The organism is Enterobacter sp. IF2SW-B1, from assembly GCF_001743375.1.
Lineage (GTDB): Bacteria > Pseudomonadota > Gammaproteobacteria > Enterobacterales > Enterobacteriaceae > Enterobacter > Enterobacter bugandensis.
Map to the genome: position 1 here is coordinate 477,379 of NZ_MJAA01000001.1, position 22,674 is coordinate 500,052.

Below are 22,674 nucleotides of genomic sequence, written 5' to 3' on the forward strand. Positions count from 1 at the left end.
AATCACGCTTTCGCGCGATTACTTAGTGATAACCTTGCGGCCGCGGTAGAAACCGTCAGCGGTGATGTGGTGACGCAGGTGTTTCTCACCAGAAGTCTTGTCTACAGACAGGCTGGTAACTGCAGTCAGCGCGTCATGGGAACGACGCATGCCACGTTTGGAACGGGTTGGTTTATTCTGTTGTACGGCCATGGACCTTACTCCTCAATTACTTACGCTTTAAGCTGGCTAATACGGCAAATGGGTTTGGTTTTTGCGCTTCATCAGGCAGTTCCCCAAAGACCATGTCCGCCTCGGACACTTCACAGTGTTCAGAATCATGCACCGGAACGACTGGCAAGGAGAGGATGATTTCATCTTCAACCAGAGCCAGAAGATCGATTTCACCGAATTCGTTAACCTCAATCGGCTCATACGCTTCCGGGAGTGCTTCAGCCTGTTCGTCAGAACGAACCGGACTGAAACAATACGTTGTGTGAACATGCTGTACAAACGGTTTCCCGCAACGCTGACACTCGAGCGTTACCGTTACCTTTGCATCACCGGTTAAAACGGCGAGACGCTGGTTGTCGATAGCGAACGACATGGAGCATTCTACATCACTGTCCACACTGACTACAGATTCGGCAATACGCTCGGCCTGATCGGAAGTATAGATACCTTCGTAATCAAGGCGTTTTTGAGCCGTACGAACCGGATCAAGAGTCAGGGGTAATTTTACCTTTTGCATAGGGCGCGCATATTAACTTTGTAACGTCATAGAGTCAAAGAAAAAGGCAACCAGAGCTGCCTTTTGCCAATTATTCGCACACATTGCGGCCTGTAGTTTAAAATGGCTGGCATCGATACGCTATATCTGGTGATAAAAATATGCCAAATCTCGTCCTTGCTTCCACTTCTCCCTACCGTCGAACGCTGCTGGAAAAGCTCGGGATCCCGTTTGAATGCGCCGCGCCGGACGTTGATGAGACGCCGCAGCCGGGCGAATCACCGCGTCATCTGGTAACGCGTCTCGCTAAGGAGAAAGCGCAATCGCTGGCCGCACGTTATCCTGCACATTTGATTATAGGCTCCGATCAGGTTTGCGTGCTGGACGGCGAAATCACCGGCAAGCCCCATACGGAGGAGAATGCCTGCCAGCAGCTTCTGCGTGCGCGGGGCACTATCGTGACCTTTTACACGGGCCTGGCGCTCTATAACTCCGCCTCCGGCCATCTGCAAACCGAATGCGAGCCGTTCGACGTGCACTTCCGCCATCTTAGCGAGCAGGAGATTATGGACTACGTGCGCCGGGAACGTCCGCTGAACTGCGCAGGAAGCTTTAAGAGTGAAGGACTGGGGATTGCGCTGTTCGACAAGCTGGACGGTCGGGATCCGAACACACTGGTGGGATTGCCGCTGATTGCCTTGTGCCAGATGTTACGGCGAGAAGAGTGTAATCCGCTGATCGTGTAAGTTATGCCCAGCGGCGCTTCGCTTGCATGGGCCTACGGGTTTCGTAGGCCGGGTAAGCGCAGCGCCACCCGGCACCTAATCAGCCGCGCAGAACCTTCAGGCAGCGTTTCAACTGCTCATCCAGCGGCGCTTCAATACGGATAACTTCCCCGGTATTAGGATGGGTAAACTTCAGCGCTGCCGCATGCAGGAACAGACGCGACAGGCCCGTACCCGCCAGTTGCTTATCGAACTCGCGATCGCCGTAGCGGTCATCAAACGCAATCGGATGGCCCGCAAACTGGGTATGCACGCGAATCTGGTGGGTACGTCCCGTCACCGGGCTGCAACGCACCAGCGTGGCAAACTCATAGCGCTCTTCAACCTTAAAGCGCGTCTCCGACGGTTTCCCTTCCTGGCTCACGCGCACAATGCGCTCGCCGCTTTGCAGAATGTTCTTCAGCAGCGGGGCCTGCACCACCTTCACGTGGGACTGCCACTGACCGCGCACCAGCGCCAGATAATCTTTCTGCATGCCCTTCTCACGCAGCTGCTCGTGCAGGGAACGCAGCGCTGAACGCTTTTTCGCTACCAGGAGCACGCCTGAGGTATCACGGTCCAGGCGGTGAACCAGTTCGAGGAAACGGGCTTCCGGACGCAGCGCACGTAACCCTTCAATCACGCCGAAGCTCAGACCGCTACCACCGTGGACCGCGGTACCCGATGGCTTATTCAGCACCAGAATATGATCGTCCTCATAAAGGATGACATCGCTCAGGGCCGCGACTTTTTGCAGCTTCGGCGACAACACCTCTTCTTCACGTTCAGCCACGCGAACCGGTGGAATACGCACTTCATCACCGGCTTCGAGCTTATACTCAGGCTTCACGCGTTTTTTATTCACCCGCACCTCGCCCTTACGCAGGATGCGGTAAATCATACTCTTTGGCACGCCCTTCAGTTGGGTGCGCAAGAAGTTATCGATGCGTTGCCCCGCGTAGTCATCCGCGATAGCAACCATTTTTACGGCTGGAGTCTCTGTTTTCATGGTTGGCGATTCTAAATATCGTCAGCCATTAGCGCCACTCATTTTTCTATGCTTATATTTACTTTTATCCGGCCTGCGCCCCGTTTCACGCAATCGATTTGGTGGTTATTAAACCAATCACCACCTTGAGGTGAAGAAACTGTGAGTAACCGGGTGATAATTGGTAAAAGTCATCTTGCTATAACCCGGCGAGCAGTGGAATAATGGGGCTGTTTTCCGCGTTAAATCCGGGTTTTGTAAGGATGTCGACGGAATGACCAATTTTGTCTGACCGATCATCCACGCAGCAATGGCGTAAGACGTATTGATCTTTCAGGCAGTTAGCGGGCTGCGGGTTGCAGTACTTCCCGGTATAAGGATTGTTCTCTGGAGAGTTCTACCCAGGCAATTCCCCTGATAATTGCGCTGTGTTTCCGTATGAAATACAGGCAACCGACACTCTGCGCCTCTTAAGCGAGCGACAACCGTGAGGTTGGCGACGTGAACAGACACGAGGCCATCGGTTCATACCCCGGAAAGCGTCACCTTGCCCGCAGCTTTGTCGTCAATGTAAGAATAACGAGTAAGTTACGATGAAAAGAATGTTAATCAACGCAACTCAGCAAGAAGAGTTGCGTGTCGCCCTTGTGGATGGGCAGCGCCTGTACGATCTGGATATCGAAAGTCCTGGACACGAACAGAAAAAAGCGAACATTTACAAAGGTAAAATCACCCGCATTGAACCAAGCCTTGAAGCTGCATTTGTCGATTACGGTGCTGAGCGTCATGGCTTCCTCCCTCTGAAAGAAATCGCCCGCGAATATTTCCCTGCAAACTACAACGCCCATGGCCGCCCAAACATCAAAGATGTTCTGCGTGAAGGTCAGGAAGTTATCGTTCAGATTGATAAAGAAGAGCGCGGCAACAAGGGTGCCGCACTGACCACCTTTATCAGCCTGGCGGGGAGCTATCTGGTGCTGATGCCAAACAACCCGCGCGCGGGGGGCATCTCTCGCCGTATCGAAGGTGATGACCGTACCGAGCTGAAAGAAGCGCTGGCAAGCCTTGAGCTGCCGGATGGCATGGGGCTTATCGTGCGTACCGCGGGCGTGGGCAAATCTGCCGAAGCGCTGCAGTGGGACCTGAGCTTCCGTCTGAAGCACTGGGAAGCTATCCAGAAAGCCGCAGAAAGCCGCCCTGCTCCGTTCCTGATCCACCAGGAAAGCAACGTTATCGTGCGTGCCTTCCGTGATTACCTGCGTCAGGACATCGGTGAGATTCTGATCGATAACCCGAAAGTGCTTGAGCTGGCTCGCCAGCACATCGCCGCGCTGGGTCGTCCGGATTTCACCAGCAAAATTAAACTGTACACCGGTGAAATCCCGCTGTTCAGCCATTATCAGATCGAATCCCAGATCGAGTCCGCCTTCCAGCGTGAAGTGCGCCTGCCGTCCGGCGGTTCTATCGTTATCGATACCACCGAAGCGCTGACCGCTATCGACATCAACTCCGCGCGTGCAACCCGCGGCGGGGACATCGAAGAGACGGCCTTCAACACCAACCTTGAAGCCGCTGATGAAATCGCCCGCCAGCTCCGCCTGCGCGACCTGGGCGGTCTGATTGTTATCGACTTCATCGACATGACCCCGGTTCGTCACCAGCGTGCGGTTGAAAACCGCCTGCGTGAAGCGGTGCGTCAGGATCGCGCGCGTATCCAGATTAGCCACATCTCGCGCTTCGGCCTGCTGGAGATGTCCCGCCAGCGTCTGAGCCCGTCGCTGGGTGAGTCCAGCCATCACGTCTGCCCGCGCTGCTCCGGCACCGGTACCGTGCGTGATAACGAATCGCTGTCTCTCTCTATCCTGCGTCTGATTGAAGAAGAAGCGCTGAAAGAGAACACCAAAGAGGTTCACGCCATTGTGCCTGTGCCGATTGCCTCCTACCTGCTGAACGAAAAACGTGCAGCGGTCAGCGCAATCGAGGCGCGTCAGGGCGGCGTTCGCTGCATCATCGTGCCAAACGACCAGATGGAAACCCCGCACTATCACGTGCTGCGTGTCCGTAAGGGCGAAGAGACCAGCACCCTCAGCTACCTGCTGCCGAAGCTGCATGAAGAAGAGATGGCGCTGCCTTCCGATGAAGAACCTGCCGAGCGCAAACTCCCAGAGCAGCCTGCGTTAGCGACCTTCATTATGCCTGAAGCACCACCGGAAGCGGCGCTGGAAAAACCTGCAGCCAAACCGGCGGCGCAGAAACCAGAAGCAACGGCCGTGAAAGCCCAGCCGGCGCAACCGGGTCTGCTGAGCCGCTTCTTCGGTGCGCTGAAGAAGATGTTTGCGGGTGAAGAAGTTCAGCCAGAGCAGCCGAAAGAAGAACCTAAAGCAGCCAAACCTGAACGTCAGCAGGACCGTCGCAAGCGTCAGAACAACCGCCGCGATCGTAACGACCGCAGCGACCGTAACGAGCGTCGTGACAGCCGTTCAGACAATAACGAAGGCCGTGAGCAGCGCGAAGACAACCGTCGCAACCGTCGCGAGAAACAGCAGCAGAATGTTGAAGATCGTGAAATTCGCCAGCAGGCGGGCGATGAGTCCGAGAAGAGCAAACAGCGCGACGAGCAGCAGCCACGCCGCGAACGCAACCGTCGTCGTAACGACGAGAAACGTCAGGCGCAGCAGGAAGTTAAAAACCTGAACCGCGAAGAGCCCGCTGAGCAGCAGGACGGCGAGCAGGAAGAACGTACTCAGGTGATGCCTCGTCGTAAGCAGCGCCAGCTGTCACAGAAAGTGCGCGTTGGTGCGGCTCCGGTAGAAGAAACCACCGTAGTTGCGGCTGAAGCGGCAGAAACCGCAACAGGCACGCAGGTTGCAAAAGTTGACCTGCCAGCCATCGTGGACAATAACGTTGAGCAGGATGAAAACGGTGAAAACCGTGACAACGCAGGTATGCCGCGTCGCTCCCGCCGTTCTCCGCGTCATCTGCGCGTGAGTGGCCAGCGTCGTCGTCGCTACCGTGACGAGCGTTATCCGACTCAGTCTCCAATGCCGTTGACCGTGGCGTGCGCGTCACCAGAAATGGCATCCGGCAAAGTCTGGATCCGTTATCCGGTCGCTCGCCTGGAGCAGGCTGTTGAAGAGCAGGCTGTGACCGAAGAGGTGATTGCTCCTGTAGCAGCGGTTGAAGACGCTGTGACCGAAGCAGCAACCGTGGTTGAACCTCAGGTTGTTGAAGCGGCAGAACCACACGCAGTGGACGTCGAAACCACCCATCCTGAAGTGATTGCCGCGCCGGTTGATGCCGCACCGCAGATTATCGCCGAAGAAGATGTCGTGGTGGCTGAGGAAGTCGCTGAAGAGGCTGAACCTGTAGCCGCAGTGGAAGAAGCCGCTGAAACCGTCGTAGAAACCACCACTGAAGAAATCGTTCAGGACGTTGAGATTCAGGTTGAACCGGTTGTTGAAGAAGCGAAAGCGCCTGAAGTGGAGCCAGAGCCGGTTAAGATTGTTACCGCTCCTGCGCCTGCTCACGTTGCGACAGCGCCGATGACGCGCGCTCCGGCACCAGAGTATGTGCCTGAAGCACCGCGTCACAGCGACTGGGTTCGCCCGGCGTTCAGCTTTGACGGTAAAGGCGCTGCAGGCGGCCACAGTGCAACGCATCAGGCGACTGCACCAGCGACGCGTCCGCAGTCTGTCGAATAACGACGCAGAAAGTAAAAAGCCGACCTTCGGGTCGGCTTTTTTTATGGCTGCTGCACGGGCTTTCTCATCCCGGTGACCTCCGGCATGATCTGCCGCATTAGCTCCAGAAATCGCCGCAAGCGCGCAGGATAATACCGGGACCAGGGGTAAACCAGATGCACCGGTAACGCCGCCGGCTGCCACTCTGGCAGCAAATGTACCAGCCGACCTTCCCGGATATCATCCTGTACCGTCCAGCTGGATACTACCGCCACGCCAAGACCGGTGAGTGCCGTATTGCGTGCGACATACAGACTGTCGGTGCTCAGGCGTGGGGTAATTATCACGCGCGCGGTGGCGGATGATGCCTCGTGAAAAAGCTCCACATGGCGCTGGTAGAAAGAGCTGATGGCAATCCAGGGAAGCTGCTGCAGATCCTCCGGGGTGTTAACCGTCGGAAAGCGGTCCAGCAATGCCGGAGAAGCCACCACCGAGCGCGGCACTTCGGCCAGCAGCACGGACACGGTCGCCGGGTCGACTTCCATTCCCACCCGAATAGCGCAGTCAAGGTTGTCGCCCAGAAAATCAGCCGACCGATCGTTGAGCATCCATTCAATAGAAAGCTGCGGATAACGCTGTAGAAATTCGGTTAGTGGTTTCAGGAGCTGATCCTGACCAAACGCATGCGGCGCCCGCACCCGCAGCACGCCTACAGGTTCATCTTCCGTCTGCCCCACCTCATCTTCCAGCGCCAGCCAGCTGTCAATTACCCGGCGGGCATGCTGATAGCAGCGCTCCCCGTCATCCGTCAACCGCGTCGTGTGGGTGGTGCGCAACATCAGACGCACGCCCAGCATTGTCTCAAGCGACTGCAGCCGCCGGCTCACCGTGGCCTGGGTTGTGTCCAGCTGCCGTGCCGCCGCAGAAAGGGAACCCGCCTCCACAATGCGGACAAACGTCCGCATCAGCTCTACCCTGTCTATACGCTCAACTTTTTTCATTTACTTTTCATCTATACGTTCAACGTATAAGCGTTTTACCACCGCGCTCGCTACCGCCGCAAGGCGTACTGATGAAAAATAGCCTCACACGATGAATGAGGAACGTCTTATGAATACAACAACCGCCGCCCATGCCGTAAGCCGCTGGGTAATCTTAATGCTGGCGCTCGGTGCAGGCTTCAGCGTGGCATCCATCTATTATGCCCAGCCTCTGCTGCCTCTGATGGGCGCCGACCTTCACCTGAGTATCGAAGGAATGGGCCTGGTCCCGACCCTCACCCAGGCGGGATATGCCTTAGGGATCCTGTTCCTGCTGCCGCTCGGCGATCGCCACGACCGCAGAACATTAATCCTGATAAAGAGCGCGGCCCTGGCGCTGTTCCTGCTGGGCTGTAGCCTGACCGGACAGATCCACTCCCTGCTGCTGGCAAGCCTGCTCATCGGCATGGCCGCCACCATGGCGCAGGATATTGTCCCGGCTGCGGCGATCCTTGCGCCGGAAGGCAAACAGGGGAAAACCGTGGGTACGGTGATGACCGGTCTGCTGCTGGGCATTTTGCTCTCCCGAACCGTCAGCGGCGTGGTGGGCGAAGCGTTTGGCTGGCGCGTGATGTATCAGCTGGCTGCGGCAAGTATTGCGTTTATCGGCGTGGTGATGTGGGCCGTACTCCCTCGTTTCGCCGTTCACTCCACGCTGAGCTATCCCGCTCTGCTGCGCTCGATGGAACATCTGTGGCGTCGCTATCCCGCTCTGCGCCGTGCCGCGCTGGCCCAGGGTTTTCTGTCGATAGCCTTTAGCGCCTTCTGGTCTACGCTTGCGGTCATGCTGCTGGAACGCTATCACCTCGGGAGTGCCGTCGCCGGTGGTTTTGGTATCGCAGGGGCAGCCGGTGCGTTGGCAGCCCCGCTGGCGGGCGGCCTGGCGGATAAACTGGGTGCCGGGAAAGTCACGCAGCTTGGTGCCGTCCTTGTGACCGTCTCGTTTGCCCTGATGTTCCTGATGCCCGCCCTGGGAGTTCACGGACAGCTGATTCTGATTGCCGTCTCTGCTATCGGGTTCGATCTGGGCCTGCAGTCCAGCCTGGTCGCGCACCAGAATCTGGTTTACAGCCTTGAGCCACAGGCGCGGGGTCGTCTGAACGCCCTGCTCTTTACCGTGATCTTTATCGGCATGGCGTTGGGTTCCGCGTTAGGCAGCAATATTTACACGCTGGCTGGCTGGACGGGCGTAGTTGCGCTGGCAACGGTCTGCGGCATCATTGCGCTGGCAATCCGTATGATTGAAAGCGCGCGGGTCGCCTCGGCACCAGCAGAAATGGCATAAAAAAAATGCCCAATCCAGACGGATTGGGCAGTAAAACATGCCCAGTTTCAAGACATGTTCCAAGAGGTCAAGATGTTATTTGTTCAGCTGGAACAGAGACATGCCCTGCATATCGCTAAACGCTTTATAAGAGGCCTGCAGGGCCGCCTGCTGCATGGTGTAAGAGGAAATCGCTTCGTTCCAGTCCACGTCCACCAGGTCGCTCATCTGCTTAGTCTGACCCAGCGCGCGGTCGTCACCCAGGGTATCGAGTTTTTCCAGTTCGTTCAGTTTAGTACCCACATCCGCAACGACCGTCAGGACGTTGTTTTGAGCGTTTTTAATACCGATCTGCGCGTTGGAAATCACCTGACCTTGCGCGGCGGCTGCGGCCGGATCGTTCTCAATCGGCGTTTTCAACGAAGCAATGGCGGAATCAAGGATTTTAAACATGTTGGTATCGCCATACCCACCGCCCGGCAACTCTTGTGCATTGCTGGTAATGCTCTCAAAGATCTGCTGGCCGGTATGGCTGATCGCCATGTTTCGCGCCGTATCGACCTGCTGAGTGATCGCCTCAGTACCACCATTGTAGGTGCCGGTTGCGGCATCAAACGGTGCACTCTCGGTTTTGTATCCCGCAAAGATAAAGCGACCATTGCCATCCGTCGTGTTAGCCAGGTTCATTAGCTGGTCGCGGATCCCCTGGATATCGGTCGCCAGAGAGAGACGGTCGTCATCGCTTAAGGTGCCGTTTGACGCGTAGACCAGCTTCTCACGCACGCTTGATAAAGCGGTGTTCACCTGGGTCAGCACGTTATCTTCCAGCGACACTTTTTGCGTGGCAAAGGTGCGCGCTAACGCGAACTGGCTGTTTTGAGACTGAGACTGTGACAGCACAATAGACTGTGAAGCCGCGATAGGATCGTCCGACGGACGGTTAACGCGCTTGCCGGTGGACATTTGTTCACCGTAGCTCAGCCATCTGCTCTGGGAATCGGTGATCCCGCGCATGTTCTGTTCGTACATCATCTGGGTGCTAATACGCATTTTTCACCTCAACCTTAACGAATGTTGATAATTGCATCGAAGAGCGTACTGGCAGTCTGAAGCACCTGCGCGTTGGCGAGGTAATACTGCTGATAACGCTGCAGGTTGCCATACTCTTCGTCGAGGTTTACCCCAGAGATGGTCTGCTGCTGCTTAATTAACTGCGTTTCCACATTGGCTTTCGTCTGGCTACTGACTTTCAGTGAAGCGGTGGTGCTCCCTACGGTGCTCACCAGTGAGGCATAGGCATCGTTAAAGGTTTTGTTCCCGCCAACCACTTTGCTGTTTTGCAGATCGAGCATTTTCTGCCCGTTGCGGTTGTCGCTCTCACCGCCGTTCTGCACCGCGGCCATGGCCAGTTTGGATTCGTCACTGATGGATAGTTCCATGTTCATGATGACGTCAGAGACGGGCTTCACGGTAAAGCTGTCTTTGGCGTTGGCCGAACCGCTGACGTTCACGTTGAGACCGTCAAACGACAGATTGCCGCTGGCATCCGGGCTCATGGTAAAGCTGGTCTTGTCCGACGTGCGGGTGATGGTCCAGTCGGTGCCGTTAAACTGCAGCTTATAGTCCGTTGCCTGAACTTTGGTGCTGTCCGCAACGGTGGCATTGACGACCGCCGTGCCGCTATTTTTGCTGTTGGAAAGCACAGCCGGAGAACCGAAGCCGAACAGCTTGCCGCCCGCATCGCCGTTGGCATCAAAGCCGGCCTCGTGCTGCTTGTTCATCGCGTCAGCAAACGCCAGCGCCATCTGGTTCAGGTTATTACGAGCCTTATCCAGATCTTCCGCGCGGAAGGTCAGCAAACCGCCTAACGAGCCGGTGGTGATCATCTTTTCCGGGATCTCGACATTACCCGCAACTTCATCGACGTAGGCGATAGTGGTGCGGGAAGGATCGGCGCTGGACTTCACAGCAGCCAGCTGGTTAGCTTTGCTGCCCTGCACCAGGCTGTAGCCATTGCCGAAAGAGATGTTAAACGTGCCGCTATCCTGAACCGAAACTTCCACACCCACGATTTTGTTCAGCTCGTTGACGAGCTGATCGCGCTGGTCGAGCAGATCGTTAGGCGATGCGCCCGCGCCGACGCCGGTGAGGCGGGAAATCTGATCGTTCAGATTGGCAATCTGTTTGGCATAGTTGTTGATCTGCGAAACGCTGGTCCCGATCGCCGTATTCACCTGCGTATCCTGATCGCGGAGATACTGATCGTTGGTTTTGAACTGATTGACCAGGCCGCCCGCTTTTCCCAGCACCGTCTGACGCGCAGCCGGGTCTTCCGCGTTGCTCACCAGCGTTTGCAGGCTCTTAAAGAAATCCTGCAGAGTGGTGGAAAGCGAGTTGGTGGTATCGGAGAGCACATCGTCAATTTTTGACATCTGCTGATAGCGCGTGGTCAGGCCGCTGCTCTGGGTCTGCGCGGCGCGCAGCTGGTTGGTGATGAAAGCGTCATATTCACGCTGGACACCGGAGACATACACCCCGTTACCCACCCAGCCACCGCCGGTCAGCGTGCTGTTAGATGCACCCAGCACCGTCGTCTGGCGGGTGTAACCTGCCACGTTATAGCTTGAAATATTATTACTGACGGTATTGAGTGCCGACTGCGCGGCACTGAGGCCACTCATGGCGCTGTTAATCAAACTGGACATGGGGGTTCCTTTTATACGTTCAGACACGAGTCCTGATGAAGGTTATCGGCAACCTCCACCGGGACTTGAGAACTTTCAGAACAGATTTTCGATATCTGTGCTATAGGCTTTGCTGACCTTCTCGCCCATGGATTTCAGCTGCTGGATCATGCTGGTAAGCTTGCGCGCGTAGTTCGGGTCGGTCGCGTAGCCCGCGTTTTGCAGGGCCTGAGCGCCCTGCTCCGCCGTTGCCGCCTGCGTAACGGCGGTATAACGCGGATTTCGGCTCAGCAGGCCTACATAATCGGATAAGGCTTCCAGATACGAGCTGTAAACGCGGAATTTGGCTTTCACCTTCACCGCCGCGCCGTTCTCGTATTCCGTAGTCGTGATCTCGGTGGTCGGCCCCTTCCAGCTGGAGGTGGCCTTCACGCCGAAGATGTTGAAGCTCGGGTCGCCGTTTTCCTTGCGGATCTGGCGCTGGCCCCAACCCGACTCCAGCGCGGCCTGGGCCAGAATCAGGTGATGAGGCACGCCGCTCTGTTCACTGGCAAGCCGTGCCGGCAGAGAAAGCTGCGCCAGGAAGTCTTTGCTGTCACCGGAGAGCGCCTCGTCGCCGCTGCCCGTTGCCTTCGGTATCGCTTTACGCACCATCTGCGTCAGCGCCTGGTTCTGATAACTGGTCACCGTTTCGAGGTCGAACTTCATCGGCACCTGCGGCGGCTGCTCTTCTGGCTGAACACCCTGTGCGGCAGCGGTCTGTTTGACAATCATGTCAGCCAGACCGAGGCCTTTACCGGCGGTCATCTGCTGCGCAATCTGCTGGTCATACATGCTGGTGTAGAGACGCGTTGAATCGCTGCTGAACATCCCGTCTTTCGGCAGGGTTTCACGCATGCTTTTCAGCATCATCTGTACAAACATCCCTTCCACCTGGCGGGCGACCGGGCGGATATTCGCCGCCGGGTCTTTACCTGCTTTGGCTTTCAGTTCGTTGAGCGACTGGGCGTCCCAGGCGGCACTGGTCAACAGTTTGCTATCGGTCAGCATCAGATGATTTCCAGTTTGGCGCGCAGGCAGCCCGCGCTTTGCATCGATTGCAGAATGGACATCAGATCCATCGGCGTCGCGCCCAGGGCGTTCAGGGCACGCACCACGCTGTTCAGGTTGGCGCTGGAGCGCACGCTCTGCAGGGAACCGCCGCTCTGGCGTAAATCAATCTGCGTTTGCGGCGTCACTACCGTCTGGCCGCCACCAAATGGTGTATCCGGCTGGCTGACGTTGGCGGAACGGTTAACCGTCACCGACAGGTTACCCTGCGCCACGGCACAGCTATCCAGCGACACTTCCCGGTTCATCACCACGGAGCCCGTACGGGAGTTGATGATCACTTTGGCATCCTGCACCGGCACGTTCACTTCCAGATTCTGGATATCCGCCAGCATGCGCACCTGGTTGCTGCTGCCGGTGGAGGTGCGGATCTGCACGGTACGCGCATCCAGTGCCGTGGCATTGCCATAGCTGCGGTTGATGGTGTCGGCAATCTGCTGCGCCATCGTGAAGTCTTCATTATTCAGCTGCAGGTTGATGGTGTTACCCGCGCCAAACTGGGTCGGCAGTTCACGCTCGATGATCGCACCGTTGGTGATGCGCCCGCCGTTCAGCTGGTTCACCTGTACGCTGCTTCCACCAGCGGATGCGCCTGCCCCGCCGACCAGGATGTTCCCCTGCGCCAGCGCGTAGACCTGGCTGTCGACGCCTTTCAGCGGGGTCATCAGCAGCGTACCGCCGCGCAGGCTTTTGGCGTTACCCATTGAGGAGACCACCACGTCAATGGTCTGCCCCTGGCGCGCAAACGCCGGGTATGAGGCAGTGACCATTACCGCGGCCACGTTTTTCAGCTGCATGTTGGTTCCCGCCGGCACGGTAATGCCGAGCTGGGAAAGCATGTTGTTTAAGCTTTGGGTGGTAAACGGCGTCTGGGTGGTCTGGTCACCGGTACCGTCCAGCCCCACCACCAGGCCATAGCCAATCAGCGAGTTCCCGCGGACGCCCTGAACGCTGGTGAGATCGCGAATGCGGTCGGCCTGGGCAAACGTTGCGACAAGAACCAGCGCCGCGGCGAAGATCGATTTAAACATGGGTCACCTCGCTTACATCGGCGATAAATTAAGGAAGAAGCGCTGCAGCCAACCCATATTCTGCGCTTCATTAATGTAGCCGTTGCCGACATACTCAATGCGCGCATCCGCCACCTGGGTGGACGGAACGGTGTTGGTGCCGCTGATGGTGCGTGGATTCACCACGCCCGAGAAGCGAATGAATTCAGTGCCCTGGTTAATGGCGATCTGCTTTTCACCCACGACGTGTAAATTGCCGTTAACCAGCACCTGGTCAACCGTGACCGTCAGCGTACCGCTGAAGGTGTTGCTGGCGTTCGCGCCACCTTTACCGTTAAAGGTGTTGCCGCCGGAGGCCTCAACATCCGCACGGGCATTGCCGAACAGGCCCTGCAGATAGCGTGGAACGGTGTCAAAGCCAAAATTGGTTTTGCCATCGCGGCTGGCGTTCGCCGACGAGCTCTTGCTCGCGCTGACGTTTTCCTGCAGCACAATGGTCAATGTATCGCCGACATTACGCGGGCGGCGATCTTCAAACAGCGGCTGATAGCCGTAGTTAATCGGCTGCGCGGTCTGGAAAATGGAGCCGTTTACAACTGGCGCAGGGCCAGGAACGGGTTGGGCAGTCGTCGCACCCTGGACCAATGGTTTAGACGGGATCAAAGCGCACCCGCTGAGGGTGACGGCCAGAACAGTCAGTATCGGATAACGAAACGCTGCGTTTTTTTGCATTGCCTTCATCTTCGAAAACAGGGAGCCGGTGCGGGGTTTACCGCACCGGGCTACACCTTAGAGTTGCGTCAGTTTCTGCAGCATCTGATCGGTCGTCGAGACTGCTTTACTGTTAATTTCATACGCGCGCTGGACCTGGATCATATTCACCAGCTCTTCCGCCACGTTCACGTTGGAGGTTTCGACATACCCCTGATACAGCAGACCGGCACCGTTCAGGCCTGGCGTACTTTCATTTGGCGTACCGGAGGATTGCGTTTCGGTGTAGAGGTTCTCACCAATGCTTTCCAGACCGGTATCGTTCATGAAGGTGGTCAGGTTGAGCTGTCCGACCTGGACCGGCGCGGCCTGCCCCTGCTGGGTCACGCTCACGATGCCGTCGCGGCCGATGGTAATGCTCAGGGCGTTCGCCGGAATGGTGATCGCAGGCTGAACCTGGAAACCGCCCGCCGTCACCAGCTGACCGTTCTGATCGACCTGGAAGGAACCGTCACGGGTGTAGGCAGAGGTCCCGTCAGGCAACTGCACCTGGAAGAAGCCCTGGCCTTTGATCGCCACGTCTTTGCTGTTGTTGGTCTGAGACAGGTTGCCCTGGCTGTGCAGACGCTCGGTCGCCACCGGGCGAACGCCGGTACCGATCTGCAGGCCTGACGGCAGCGTCGTCTGTTCAGAAGACTGCGCGCCCGGCTGGCGGATGGTTTGATAAAGCAAATCTTCGAAAACGGCGCGCTGACGCTTGAAACCATTGGTGCTGACGTTTGCCAGGTTGTTGGCAATCACATCCATGTTGGTTTGCTGCGCGTCCAGGCCAGTTTTCGCGATCCATAAAGAACTGATCATAAAGAGTCCTGTTAACTCATCGACAGAAGTTGGTTAGCCTTGCCCGCGTTTTCGTCCACGCTGCTGATAATTTTCATCTGCATTTCAAAACGACGGGCGCTGGCGATCATGTCGCTCATGGCGGCTACCGGCTTAACGTTGCTGCCTTCCAGAACGCCGGACATCACGCGGATGCTCGGATCGGCCTGTAATGTGGCACCACGGGTAGCCTGAGCTGCCTGGGTCAGACGGAACATGCCGTCGTCGCCGCGCTGCACCTCTTTGCCTTCCGCTTTGACCAGCTTCAGACGCCCGACGGGGGCAACGGTGTTGGCCGGATCGCCCGGGTTCAGCGCCGAGATGGTGCCGTCCGCGGCGATGGTCAGCTCAGAGCCTTCCGGCACGGTCAGCGGGCCCGCTTCACCCATCACCGGATGCCCCTGAATCGTCAGCTGGCCGGTCGCGCTGACCTGGATATTCCCGTTACGGGTATAGCCTTCGCCACCGTCCGCCGTTTGCACCGCCAGCCAGCCGTCCTGCTGCAGAGCAACGTCCAGCGGGCGTGAGGTGTAATCCATCTGCCCTGGCGTCATGTCTGCGCCCGGAGTGGATGCCGCCACCAGCGTACGGGTCGGCAGGGAGAGCCCTTCCACCGGCACCGCGCGCAGCGCATTCAGCTGCGCGCGAAAGCCCGGCGTAGAGGCGTTTGCCAGGTTGCTGGCGGTAACGGCCTGCTGGCTGAGCGTCTGACTTGCCGCGCCCATCGCGGTATATATTGCGTGATCCATTGCGCTTTCCTGTTAGCCGCTTAACGCAGGTTAACCAGCGTGTTGAGGATCTGATCCTGGGTCTTGATGGTCTGCGCATTCGACTGATAGTTACGCTGCGCGACAATCATGTTCACCAGTTCTTTACTCAGGTCCACGTTAGAGGCTTCCAGCGCGCCGTTGGTCAGCGTGCCGAAGTTACCGGAGCCCGCGGTGCCCAGCAGGGCAACACCGGAAGACTGCGTGGCAGACCAGACGTTATCGCCTTCAGATTTCAGACCTTCGTTGTTGGCGAAGTTTGCCAGCACGATCTGGCCCAGCACCTGAGTCTGCTCGTTGGAGTAGTTCCCGACGACGGTGCCGTCATCATTAATCTGATAGCTGACCAGATCGCCCGGCTTGAAGCCGTTCTGGTTGGTCGCCACGATATTGTTCGCACCGGTGTTCTGCTGCATGGAGTTAGCAAAACTCATCGCGAAGGTCGCCGGGTCCGCACCTGGGATAGTCGCGGTAGTGATGTTGATGTTTCCACCCCCGATCAGCGTACCGTTATTATCGAAGGTCAAGGTAGTGACCGCTGGTGCCGGGCTGCCTGCCACGCTGCCGTCCTGGGCATACACTTTCCAGGAGTTAGCCGGGGTCGCATCTTTGACGTAAAACAGGTTCATGTTGTGCGCATTACCCTGGCTATCAAAGACGGTTACCGTACCTTTTTTGTTGTAGGTATCCGGGTTGGCCGGATCGAAGGCGGCGGTTGGTGCAGCATCGGTGGAGTTGAGGTTAATCTGCTGGGAAGCCGTGGTGGTGGACTTCGCGGCCATCAGCGTGGTCGGGATATTAATCGCCTGTGGATTCGCACCGGTCTGAACCGTTGATGGCGTTCCGGCAACCGGATACCCCGTTAATTGCATCCCCTGCATGTTCACCAGGTTACGGTTTTCGTCCAGCTTGAACTGGCCGTTACGGCTGTAGAACACCGAGCCGTTTGCATCGACCATACGGAAGAAACCGTTCTGGCTGATGGCAACGTCCAGGCCACGACCGGTGTTGGTAGTGGTACCGTCGGTAAAGTCCTGAGTGATGCCCGCAACTTTTACGCCCAGACCCACTTTGGAACCGGCAAACATATCTGCAAAAGACGCAGAACCGGATTTGAAACCATAGGTCGCGGAGTTGGCGATGTTGTTGCCAATGACGTCCAGGTTGGTGGCCGCAGCATTCAGGCCGCTGACCGCTTGAGAAAAGGCCATGACTTACTCCTGATAAGTGTTAAGGCTTAGATAATCTGCCGAACTTCGTCGAGTGTGGTGGTACCGGAGGTACCCAAATCCAGTTTGTTGCCGTCGCCCCCTTTAATCACGCCCTGAACCAGCGCGAACTGCAGCGGCTGCGCCACCAGTTGGGTCGTCCCGTTGCTGGCGCTAATCGCGACTTTGTAAGAGCCATTTGGTGCTTTCGTGCCGTCGGTCAGGCTGCCGTCCCAGGTAAAGGTGTGAACGCCCGCTTTCAGCTCGCCGATGTCGATGGTGCGAACCACGGCGCCGGTTGAGTCGGTGATCGTCGCCGTCACTTTGTCAGCCGCCTGCTGCAATTCAACGCCGAACGGCGTAGTGGTGGTGGTCGATGTACCGTCGGTGGTGCTGGTGCCCGCCAGGATCGTGGTCCCCGGGATCATCACGCCGTGACCAATCAGGCTTGCCGCCTGCAGGGACTGAGCGCTGTTAATCTGACCGGAGACGGAACCGAGGGTGGTGTTCAGTTTCTCAATGCCGCTCACGGTACTGATCTGCGCAAGCTGCGTGGTCAGTTCGTTGTTCTGCATTGGGTTAGTCGGATCCTGGTTCTTAAGCTGCGCCACCAGAAGCGTCAGAAAACTGCTCTGCAAATCGGAGGCATTGCTTCCCGTCAGGGAGCTGGAGCTTGTCGAACTTTTGGTGTTGTTAACACCCGTGTTCGTCGGATCATTCACATTTACGGCGATGGACATGCATGTCTCCTTTACTGGCCGAGAGTGAGTGTTTTGAGCATCATGCTCTTCACGGTATTAAGCACTTCGACGTTCGCCTGGTAGCTACGGGACGCCGACATGGAGTTCACCATCTCGCCTACCACATCCACGTTTGGCATCTTCACGTATCCGTTAGCGTCCGCGAGCGGGTTACCGGGCTCATACACCAGCTTGTCCGGCGCCTGGCTCTCAACCACGTCAGACACCTTCACGCCGCCCGTTGCCGCGCCTGGCGCAGCGTCGACCTGAAACACAACCTGTTTGGCACGATAAGGCTGTCCGTCAGGTCCGGTCACGCTGTCGGCGTTCGCCAGGTTACTGGCGGCCACGTTCAGACGTTTGGACTGGGCGGTTAACGCCGAGCCGGCGATATCAAAAATATTCAGCAAGGCCATTTATCAGTTGCCCCCTTGCAGGACGTTCATCATGCCTTTGATTTGTCCGCCGAGTACGGTCAGGCCCGTCTGGTATTTCAGGCTGTTATCGGCAAACTGCGTACGCTCCCGGTCCATATCCACGGTGTTACCGTCGAGTGAAGGCTGGTCAGGGATGCGATAAAGTAAATCGGTCGCTGGCGCGGTCATCGCCTGAGCGGGAATATGGCGAGAGGATGTCATGGCGAGTGCAACACCGGTTCCTTCGGCACGTCCACGCTCCATCACCTTTTTGAGCTCACTGGAAAAATCAATATCGCGCGCCTGATACCCGGGCGTATCGGCGTTAGCGATGTTGGCGGCTAAAATCTCCTGCCGCTGGGCGCGTAAATTGAGCGCTTCCTGCTGAAAACGTAACGCGGCGTCGAGTTTATCGAGCATGTCTCCTCCGCTGATGGCAAAATTTCAGTTCACAGCTTAAATCTCACCCGGTCTCCCCTATCGACGGAATAAGCACAAAATGCGTCGCTATTTATTCCGTTGATGCAAAACCACTGCAGGTAGAATTCATCCAACTCTGGAAACGGTGGAACTTGCGATGCAAACGTTAAAACGTGGCCTGATGGCAACCTTCTTGCTGTTTAGCCCTCTGGTGAATGCCGGGGATTTACAGGATGCGCTGACGAATTTTTTTGCCCAGAAGCTGGCGGGCTTTAGCGATGACGTTAACGTGACCATCCGCACGCCGCCGAATCTGTATCCGACCTGCGAGCAACCGTCCTTCAGCGTGACGGGGACCACGAAGCTGTGGGGCAATGTGAACGTCCTGGCACGCTGCGCCAACGAAAAACGCTATTTACAGGTTGCAGTTCAGGCGACGGGCAATTATGTTGTCGCCGCCGTACCCATTGTGCGTGGCAGCGCGCTGCAGGCAAACAGCGTGACGTTAAAGCGCGGGCGTCTGGATCAGCTCCCGCCGCGGACAATGCTGGACATTAACCAGGCACAGGACGCCGTCAGCCTGCGCGATGTCGCGCCGGGCCAGCCGATTCAGCTCTCCATGCTGCGCCAGGCGTGGCGTGTCAAAGCGGGACAGCAGGTGATGGTCGTTGCCAACGGAGACGGCTTTAGCATCAACAGTGAAGGGAAAGCGTTGAACAATGCCGCGGTAGCGCAAAACGCCCGCGTCAGAATGTCCTCAGGCCAGGTGGTGAGCGGAACCGTCGATTCTGATGGGAATATTCTGATTAACCTATAATCTTTTTAAAGATTTCGCGGCGCGTGCCGATAAATATTCCACTAATGATGATGTCAGGCGCAAACGCCGCGAACCCTCGATGAGGACAACACTATGAGCATTGATCGTACATCAGCCCTGAAGCCGGTAAGCGCTGTACAGCCTCGCGAAACGAACGACGCTACCCCTCTGAAAACGCGTCTGGAAAAACCGTCAACGTCTAACAGCACCAGCGTGACCCTGAGCGATGCCCAGGCAAAACTGATGCAGCCAGGCAGCAACGATATCAATATGGAACGTGTTGAAGCGCTGAAAACGGCTATTCGCAACGGTGAGCTGAAAATGGACACCAGCAAAATCGCTGATGCCCTGATTCAGGAAGCACAGAGTTTCTTACAGAGTAACTAACCGTATGAGTCGACTGTCAGAAATACTGGATCAAATGACGGTTGTCCTGAACGACCTGAAAACGGTAATGGATGCTGAACAACAGCATCTCTCTTCCGGTCACATTAACGGCAGCGCGCTGCAGCGTATTACTGAAGATAAGAGTTCGCTGCTGGCCACGCTGGATTATCTGGAGCAGCAGCGCCGCGCCGAGCAGGACTCGAAGCGCAGCGCCAATGACGATATTGCCGAGCGCTGGCAGACCATTACCGAAAAAACCCAGCATCTGCGCGATCTCAACCAGCATAACGGCTGGCTGCTTGAAGGCCAGATAGAGCGTAATCAGCAGGCGCTTGAGGTGCTGAAGCCGCATAAAGAAACCGGACTGTACGGCGCGGATGGTCAGACGGCGACGGCACGTATTGCGGGTGTAAAAAAGATTTCGATTTGACGCGTAAGCGACAAATCTTGCAGTGGGGAGCACCCTGAGGTGAACTCCCCTTTTGGCGTTTATGCCGTCCGGCGGGTAAACTCTTTCACTTTGAAGCCCAGCACGGCGAGCGTGGCAAAATACGCTACCACCCCAACGCCCACCACGGCCATCAGCCGCATCAGACGATAAGGCATCGTGCCCAGAGACCACTCCGGCATGACGTACATCATCCCGATGAGTGCCGCAGACATCACCAGCACCGCCACGACCAAACGCACGAGGAAACTTGCCCACCCCGGCTGCGGCGTAAAGATATCCTGCTTGCGCAGCTGCCAGTAAAGCAGCCCGGCATTCAGACAGGCCGCCAGACCAATAGACAGCGACAGGCCGGCATGCTTCAGCGGGCCGATAAATGCCAGGTTCATCAGTTGCGTCATAATCAGCGTCACAATGGCAATTTTCACCGGCGTTTTAATGTCCTGACGTGAATAGAACCCTGGTGCCAGCACTTTGACGACAATCAGCCCCATCAGTCCCACCGAGTAAGCGACCAGCGCGCGCTGGGTCATCGCGGCGTCAAACGCGGTGAATTTCCCGTACTGGAAAAGCGATACCGTCAGCGGCTTGGCGAGGATCCCCAGCGCTACCGCGCTTGGCAGGGCCAGCAGGAAGCAGAGACGCAGGCCCCAGTCCATCAGGCGGCAGTATTCGTCATGGTTGCCGCTGGCAAAGCTTTTCGACAGCGACGGCAGCAGGATGGTCCCCAGCGCCACGCCCAGCACGCCGGACGGGAACTCCATCAGGCGGTCAGCGTAGTACATCCACGAGACAGAACCCGACACCAGGAAAGAGGCAAAAATGGTGTTGATAATCAGCGAGATCTGGCTGACGGAGACGCCAAGAATGGCGGGCCCCATCTGCTTGATAACGCGCATCGCCCCGGCATCTTTCAGGTTGATACGCGGCAGCACCAGCATGCCGATTTTCTTCAGATGCGGCAGCTGATACGCCAGCTGCAGCACGCCGCCCACGGTGACCGCCCAGGCCAGTGCCAGCACCGGCGGGTTGAAGTGCGGCGCGGCGAACAGCGCAAAACCGATCATGCTGACGTTGAGAAACGTCGGCGCAAACGCCGGAACGGAGAAGCGGTTCCAGGTGTTCAGGATCGCCCCCACCAGCGAGGCCAGCGAGATCAGCAGAATATAGGGGAAGGTAATGCGCAGAAGCTGCGAGGTCAGGGCAAATTTATCCGCCGTGTCGGCAAAGCCGGGCGCGGTCACCATAATTACCCAAGGCGCGGCCAGCATACCGACTACCGTCACCACGGCCAGCGCCAGCGTCAGCAACCCGGAGACATAAGAGACAAACACGCGCGTGGCGTCTTCACCCTGCTTGCTTTTATATTCCGCCAGAATGGGCACAAACGCCTGGGAGAACGCCCCTTCAGCAAAAATGCGACGCAGCAGGTTCGGCAGTTTGAACGCCACGAAAAAGGCGTCCGTTGCCATCCCTGCACCAAAGACCCTTGCCACAATGGCATCGCGCGCAAAACCGAGAACGCGAGAGAACATGGTCATCGAGCTGACGGCAGCCAGCGATTTTAATAAGTTCATTAACGTGAATTTCCAGAACCATACGGATTTATAGGCCGGGAACGCACAAGCGCCACCCGGCAAAGCCAACAAGCGGCGCTTAGTCTAACCCGATTTCAACGAATTACTATCCGCAGATGTTACAGCGAGTTATTCACTCATGGCCTCGCGCCAGAGCCGTTCCACAATGCGCTGAGCCAGAATGGCCTGCTCGCCGGACGTTTCAGGAACCGTCTGATTTTGCACGCAGGTGATAAAGTGGCGGGCACATCCTGCGAAACCTCGTTGCTCCAGAGTGCTTTGCCAGCCGGGGACCGGCTGCATCACCACGCCGCCGCCCTTCTCTTCCCGCCATTCACGCATGTCGGTAACGTCGTACAGCGCGCCGTCGGTTACCGCCTGCACGGATTCCCGCTGGCTGCCCGCGCGGCGGTGCATGCTGGTGGTGACCTGAAGATGCTCAACGGCAAAATGGTGTTCCGCATACACCATCTGCCCCTGTTCGTTGGTAACAAGAGTGCCGCTTTTCAGCAACACTTCGCCGTTAGTCAGCCACAGCGCGGTGTCCACCACGTGGAGGTAGTCATCGAGAAGGGTAAAGCGCAGATCGTTCGGTCCCACGCTGTCGGTGCGGTGCTTATCCATGCGCAGCGAGGCCATATTGCCGGACTGCGCCTTCAGCTGCTGGTAAAGCGGCGCGAAGCGGCGGTTGAAACCGACCATCAGCGTCAGTTTTTTACGTGCCGCCAGCTCAATCAGCCGTTCGGCGTCCTGAACATTTTCCGCCAGCGGTTTATCCACGCAGACGTGAACCCCCGCATTGAGCAACTCGCTCACCACCTGATAGTGGGTTGCCGTTGAGGTATGCACAAAGACCGCATCGCACTCGCGGGCCAGATCCTGGAGCGATGCCGCATACGGGATACGCCAGGTTTCACAGATACGTTCTGCCTTTTCTCGGGTGGGTGACCATGCCCCTTGCAGCGTCCAGTCAGACGCAGCGCCCAATACGGGCAGCCAGGCTTTCTGTGCAATACCGCCCAGCCCCACCACGCCAATGCGTAATTTTTTCACCG

At 57.2% G+C, this 22,674-nt stretch carries 23 protein-coding genes; 6 read left to right on the forward strand and 17 right to left on the reverse strand.

Translation table 11 applies throughout. The annotated features are described in order from the left end of the window. Positions 1–18: 18 nt before the first annotated feature. Together rpmF and yceD are read right to left on the reverse strand one after the other, a co-directional pair. Positions 19–192, reverse strand: coding sequence for a 50S ribosomal protein L32 (gene rpmF / locus A6013_RS02375; protein ID WP_003857964.1), 174 nt, complete (start codon positions 190–192; stop codon positions 19–21). Positions 193–208: 16 nt separating this feature from the next. Continuing rightward, on the reverse strand, positions 209–730 hold the full coding sequence (gene yceD, locus A6013_RS02380; RefSeq protein WP_021240759.1) for a 23S rRNA accumulation protein YceD: 522 nt from the start codon (positions 728–730) through the stop codon (positions 209–211). 140 nt (positions 731–870) lie between these two features. On the opposite strand from yceD, the gene A6013_RS02385 reads away from it, so the two are divergent. Further along, positions 871–1,455, forward strand: a complete 585-nt coding sequence (locus A6013_RS02385) for a nucleoside triphosphate pyrophosphatase (protein ID WP_041910516.1) — start codon at positions 871–873, stop codon at positions 1,453–1,455. Positions 1,456–1,534: 79 nt separating this feature from the next. On the opposite strand, the gene rluC is transcribed toward A6013_RS02385, so the two are convergent. Further along, entirely contained in the window at positions 1,535–2,482 is a 948-nt protein-coding gene (gene rluC / locus A6013_RS02390; protein ID WP_069732484.1) for a 23S rRNA pseudouridine(955/2504/2580) synthase RluC, read from the reverse strand. Between the two features lie 572 nt (positions 2,483–3,054). On the opposite strand from rluC, the gene rne reads away from it, so the two are divergent. Continuing rightward, positions 3,055–6,162 (forward strand): ribonuclease E, encoded by a 3,108-nt coding sequence (gene rne / locus A6013_RS02395; RefSeq protein WP_069732485.1) that lies wholly within the window; start codon positions 3,055–3,057, stop codon positions 6,160–6,162. Positions 6,163–6,203: 41 nt separating this feature from the next. Here the strand turns inward: rne and A6013_RS02400 are convergent, their stop codons facing one another. Then, positions 6,204–7,142, reverse strand: coding sequence for a LysR family transcriptional regulator (locus A6013_RS02400; RefSeq protein WP_069732486.1), 939 nt, complete (start codon positions 7,140–7,142; stop codon positions 6,204–6,206). 109 nt (positions 7,143–7,251) lie between these two features. Here A6013_RS02400 and A6013_RS02405 point away from each other — a divergent pair, with 109 nt between their 5' ends. Next, the gene (locus A6013_RS02405; protein WP_045261646.1) at positions 7,252–8,466 is read left to right on the forward strand and encodes an MFS transporter; all 1,215 of its coding nucleotides are present in this window, start codon (positions 7,252–7,254) and stop codon (positions 8,464–8,466) included. Between the two features lie 75 nt (positions 8,467–8,541). Here the strand turns inward: A6013_RS02405 and flgL are convergent, their stop codons facing one another. The 11 genes from flgL to flgB form a co-directional block, all read right to left on the reverse strand. Further along, positions 8,542–9,495, reverse strand: a complete 954-nt coding sequence (flgL, locus tag A6013_RS02410; RefSeq protein WP_041910520.1) for a flagellar hook-associated protein FlgL — start codon at positions 9,493–9,495, stop codon at positions 8,542–8,544. A gap of 14 nt (positions 9,496–9,509) precedes the next feature. Beyond that, positions 9,510–11,150, reverse strand: coding sequence for a flagellar hook-associated protein FlgK (gene flgK, locus A6013_RS02415; protein ID WP_048956760.1), 1,641 nt, complete (start codon positions 11,148–11,150; stop codon positions 9,510–9,512). A 75-nt stretch (positions 11,151–11,225) separates the two neighbouring features. Continuing rightward, a complete protein-coding gene (flgJ, locus tag A6013_RS02420; protein WP_041910522.1) occupies positions 11,226–12,179 on the reverse strand; it encodes a flagellar assembly peptidoglycan hydrolase FlgJ in 954 nt (317 codons plus the stop codon). Further along, positions 12,179–13,270 (reverse strand): flagellar basal body P-ring protein FlgI, encoded by a 1,092-nt coding sequence (locus A6013_RS02425; protein ID WP_028012706.1) that lies wholly within the window; start codon positions 13,268–13,270, stop codon positions 12,179–12,181. The genes flgJ and A6013_RS02425 overlap by 1 nt, the downstream gene beginning before the upstream one ends. Before the next feature lie 12 nt (positions 13,271–13,282). After that, complete coding sequence (flgH, locus tag A6013_RS02430) at positions 13,283–13,981, reverse strand: flagellar basal body L-ring protein FlgH (RefSeq protein ID WP_023311139.1); 699 nt, start codon at positions 13,979–13,981, stop codon at positions 13,283–13,285. 57 nt (positions 13,982–14,038) lie between these two features. Next, entirely contained in the window at positions 14,039–14,821 is a 783-nt protein-coding gene (gene flgG, locus A6013_RS02435; RefSeq protein ID WP_000625853.1) for a flagellar basal-body rod protein FlgG, read from the reverse strand. 11 nt (positions 14,822–14,832) lie between these two features. Beyond that, entirely contained in the window at positions 14,833–15,588 is a 756-nt protein-coding gene (locus tag A6013_RS02440) for a flagellar basal body rod protein FlgF (protein ID WP_028012705.1), read from the reverse strand. A gap of 20 nt (positions 15,589–15,608) precedes the next feature. Then, complete coding sequence (gene flgE / locus A6013_RS02445; protein ID WP_069732487.1) at positions 15,609–16,817, reverse strand: flagellar hook protein FlgE; 1,209 nt, start codon at positions 16,815–16,817, stop codon at positions 15,609–15,611. Between the two features lie 26 nt (positions 16,818–16,843). Continuing rightward, on the reverse strand, positions 16,844–17,554 hold the full coding sequence (flgD, locus tag A6013_RS02450; protein WP_041910524.1) for a flagellar hook assembly protein FlgD: 711 nt from the start codon (positions 17,552–17,554) through the stop codon (positions 16,844–16,846). A gap of 11 nt (positions 17,555–17,565) precedes the next feature. Next, the gene (flgC, locus tag A6013_RS02455; protein WP_013097138.1) at positions 17,566–17,970 is read right to left on the reverse strand and encodes a flagellar basal body rod protein FlgC; all 405 of its coding nucleotides are present in this window, start codon (positions 17,968–17,970) and stop codon (positions 17,566–17,568) included. A gap of 3 nt (positions 17,971–17,973) precedes the next feature. Then, positions 17,974–18,390, reverse strand: a complete 417-nt coding sequence (flgB, locus tag A6013_RS02460; RefSeq protein WP_008500815.1) for a flagellar basal body rod protein FlgB — start codon at positions 18,388–18,390, stop codon at positions 17,974–17,976. 157 nt (positions 18,391–18,547) lie between these two features. Between flgB and flgA the strand changes: the two genes are divergently transcribed. The 3 genes from flgA (at position 18,548) to flgN (ending at position 20,024) form a co-directional block, all read left to right on the forward strand. After that, entirely contained in the window at positions 18,548–19,207 is a 660-nt protein-coding gene (flgA, locus tag A6013_RS02465; RefSeq protein WP_028012702.1) for a flagellar basal body P-ring formation chaperone FlgA, read from the forward strand. A gap of 93 nt (positions 19,208–19,300) precedes the next feature. Continuing rightward, positions 19,301–19,594: a flagellar biosynthesis anti-sigma factor FlgM gene (flgM, locus tag A6013_RS02470; protein ID WP_069732488.1), complete on the forward strand. Its 294-nt coding sequence runs from the start codon at positions 19,301–19,303 to the stop codon at positions 19,592–19,594. A gap of 4 nt (positions 19,595–19,598) precedes the next feature. Then, the gene (gene flgN, locus A6013_RS02475; protein ID WP_028012701.1) at positions 19,599–20,024 is read left to right on the forward strand and encodes a flagella biosynthesis chaperone FlgN; all 426 of its coding nucleotides are present in this window, start codon (positions 19,599–19,601) and stop codon (positions 20,022–20,024) included. A 59-nt stretch (positions 20,025–20,083) separates the two neighbouring features. Here the strand turns inward: flgN and murJ are convergent, their stop codons facing one another. Both murJ and A6013_RS02485 read right to left on the reverse strand, forming a co-directional pair. Further along, complete coding sequence (murJ, locus tag A6013_RS02480; protein WP_028012700.1) at positions 20,084–21,619, reverse strand: murein biosynthesis integral membrane protein MurJ; 1,536 nt, start codon at positions 21,617–21,619, stop codon at positions 20,084–20,086. A gap of 129 nt (positions 21,620–21,748) precedes the next feature. Beyond that, entirely contained in the window at positions 21,749–22,672 is a 924-nt protein-coding gene (locus A6013_RS02485) for a Gfo/Idh/MocA family protein (protein ID WP_063942652.1), read from the reverse strand. Between the last annotated feature and the right edge of the window lie 2 nt (positions 22,673–22,674).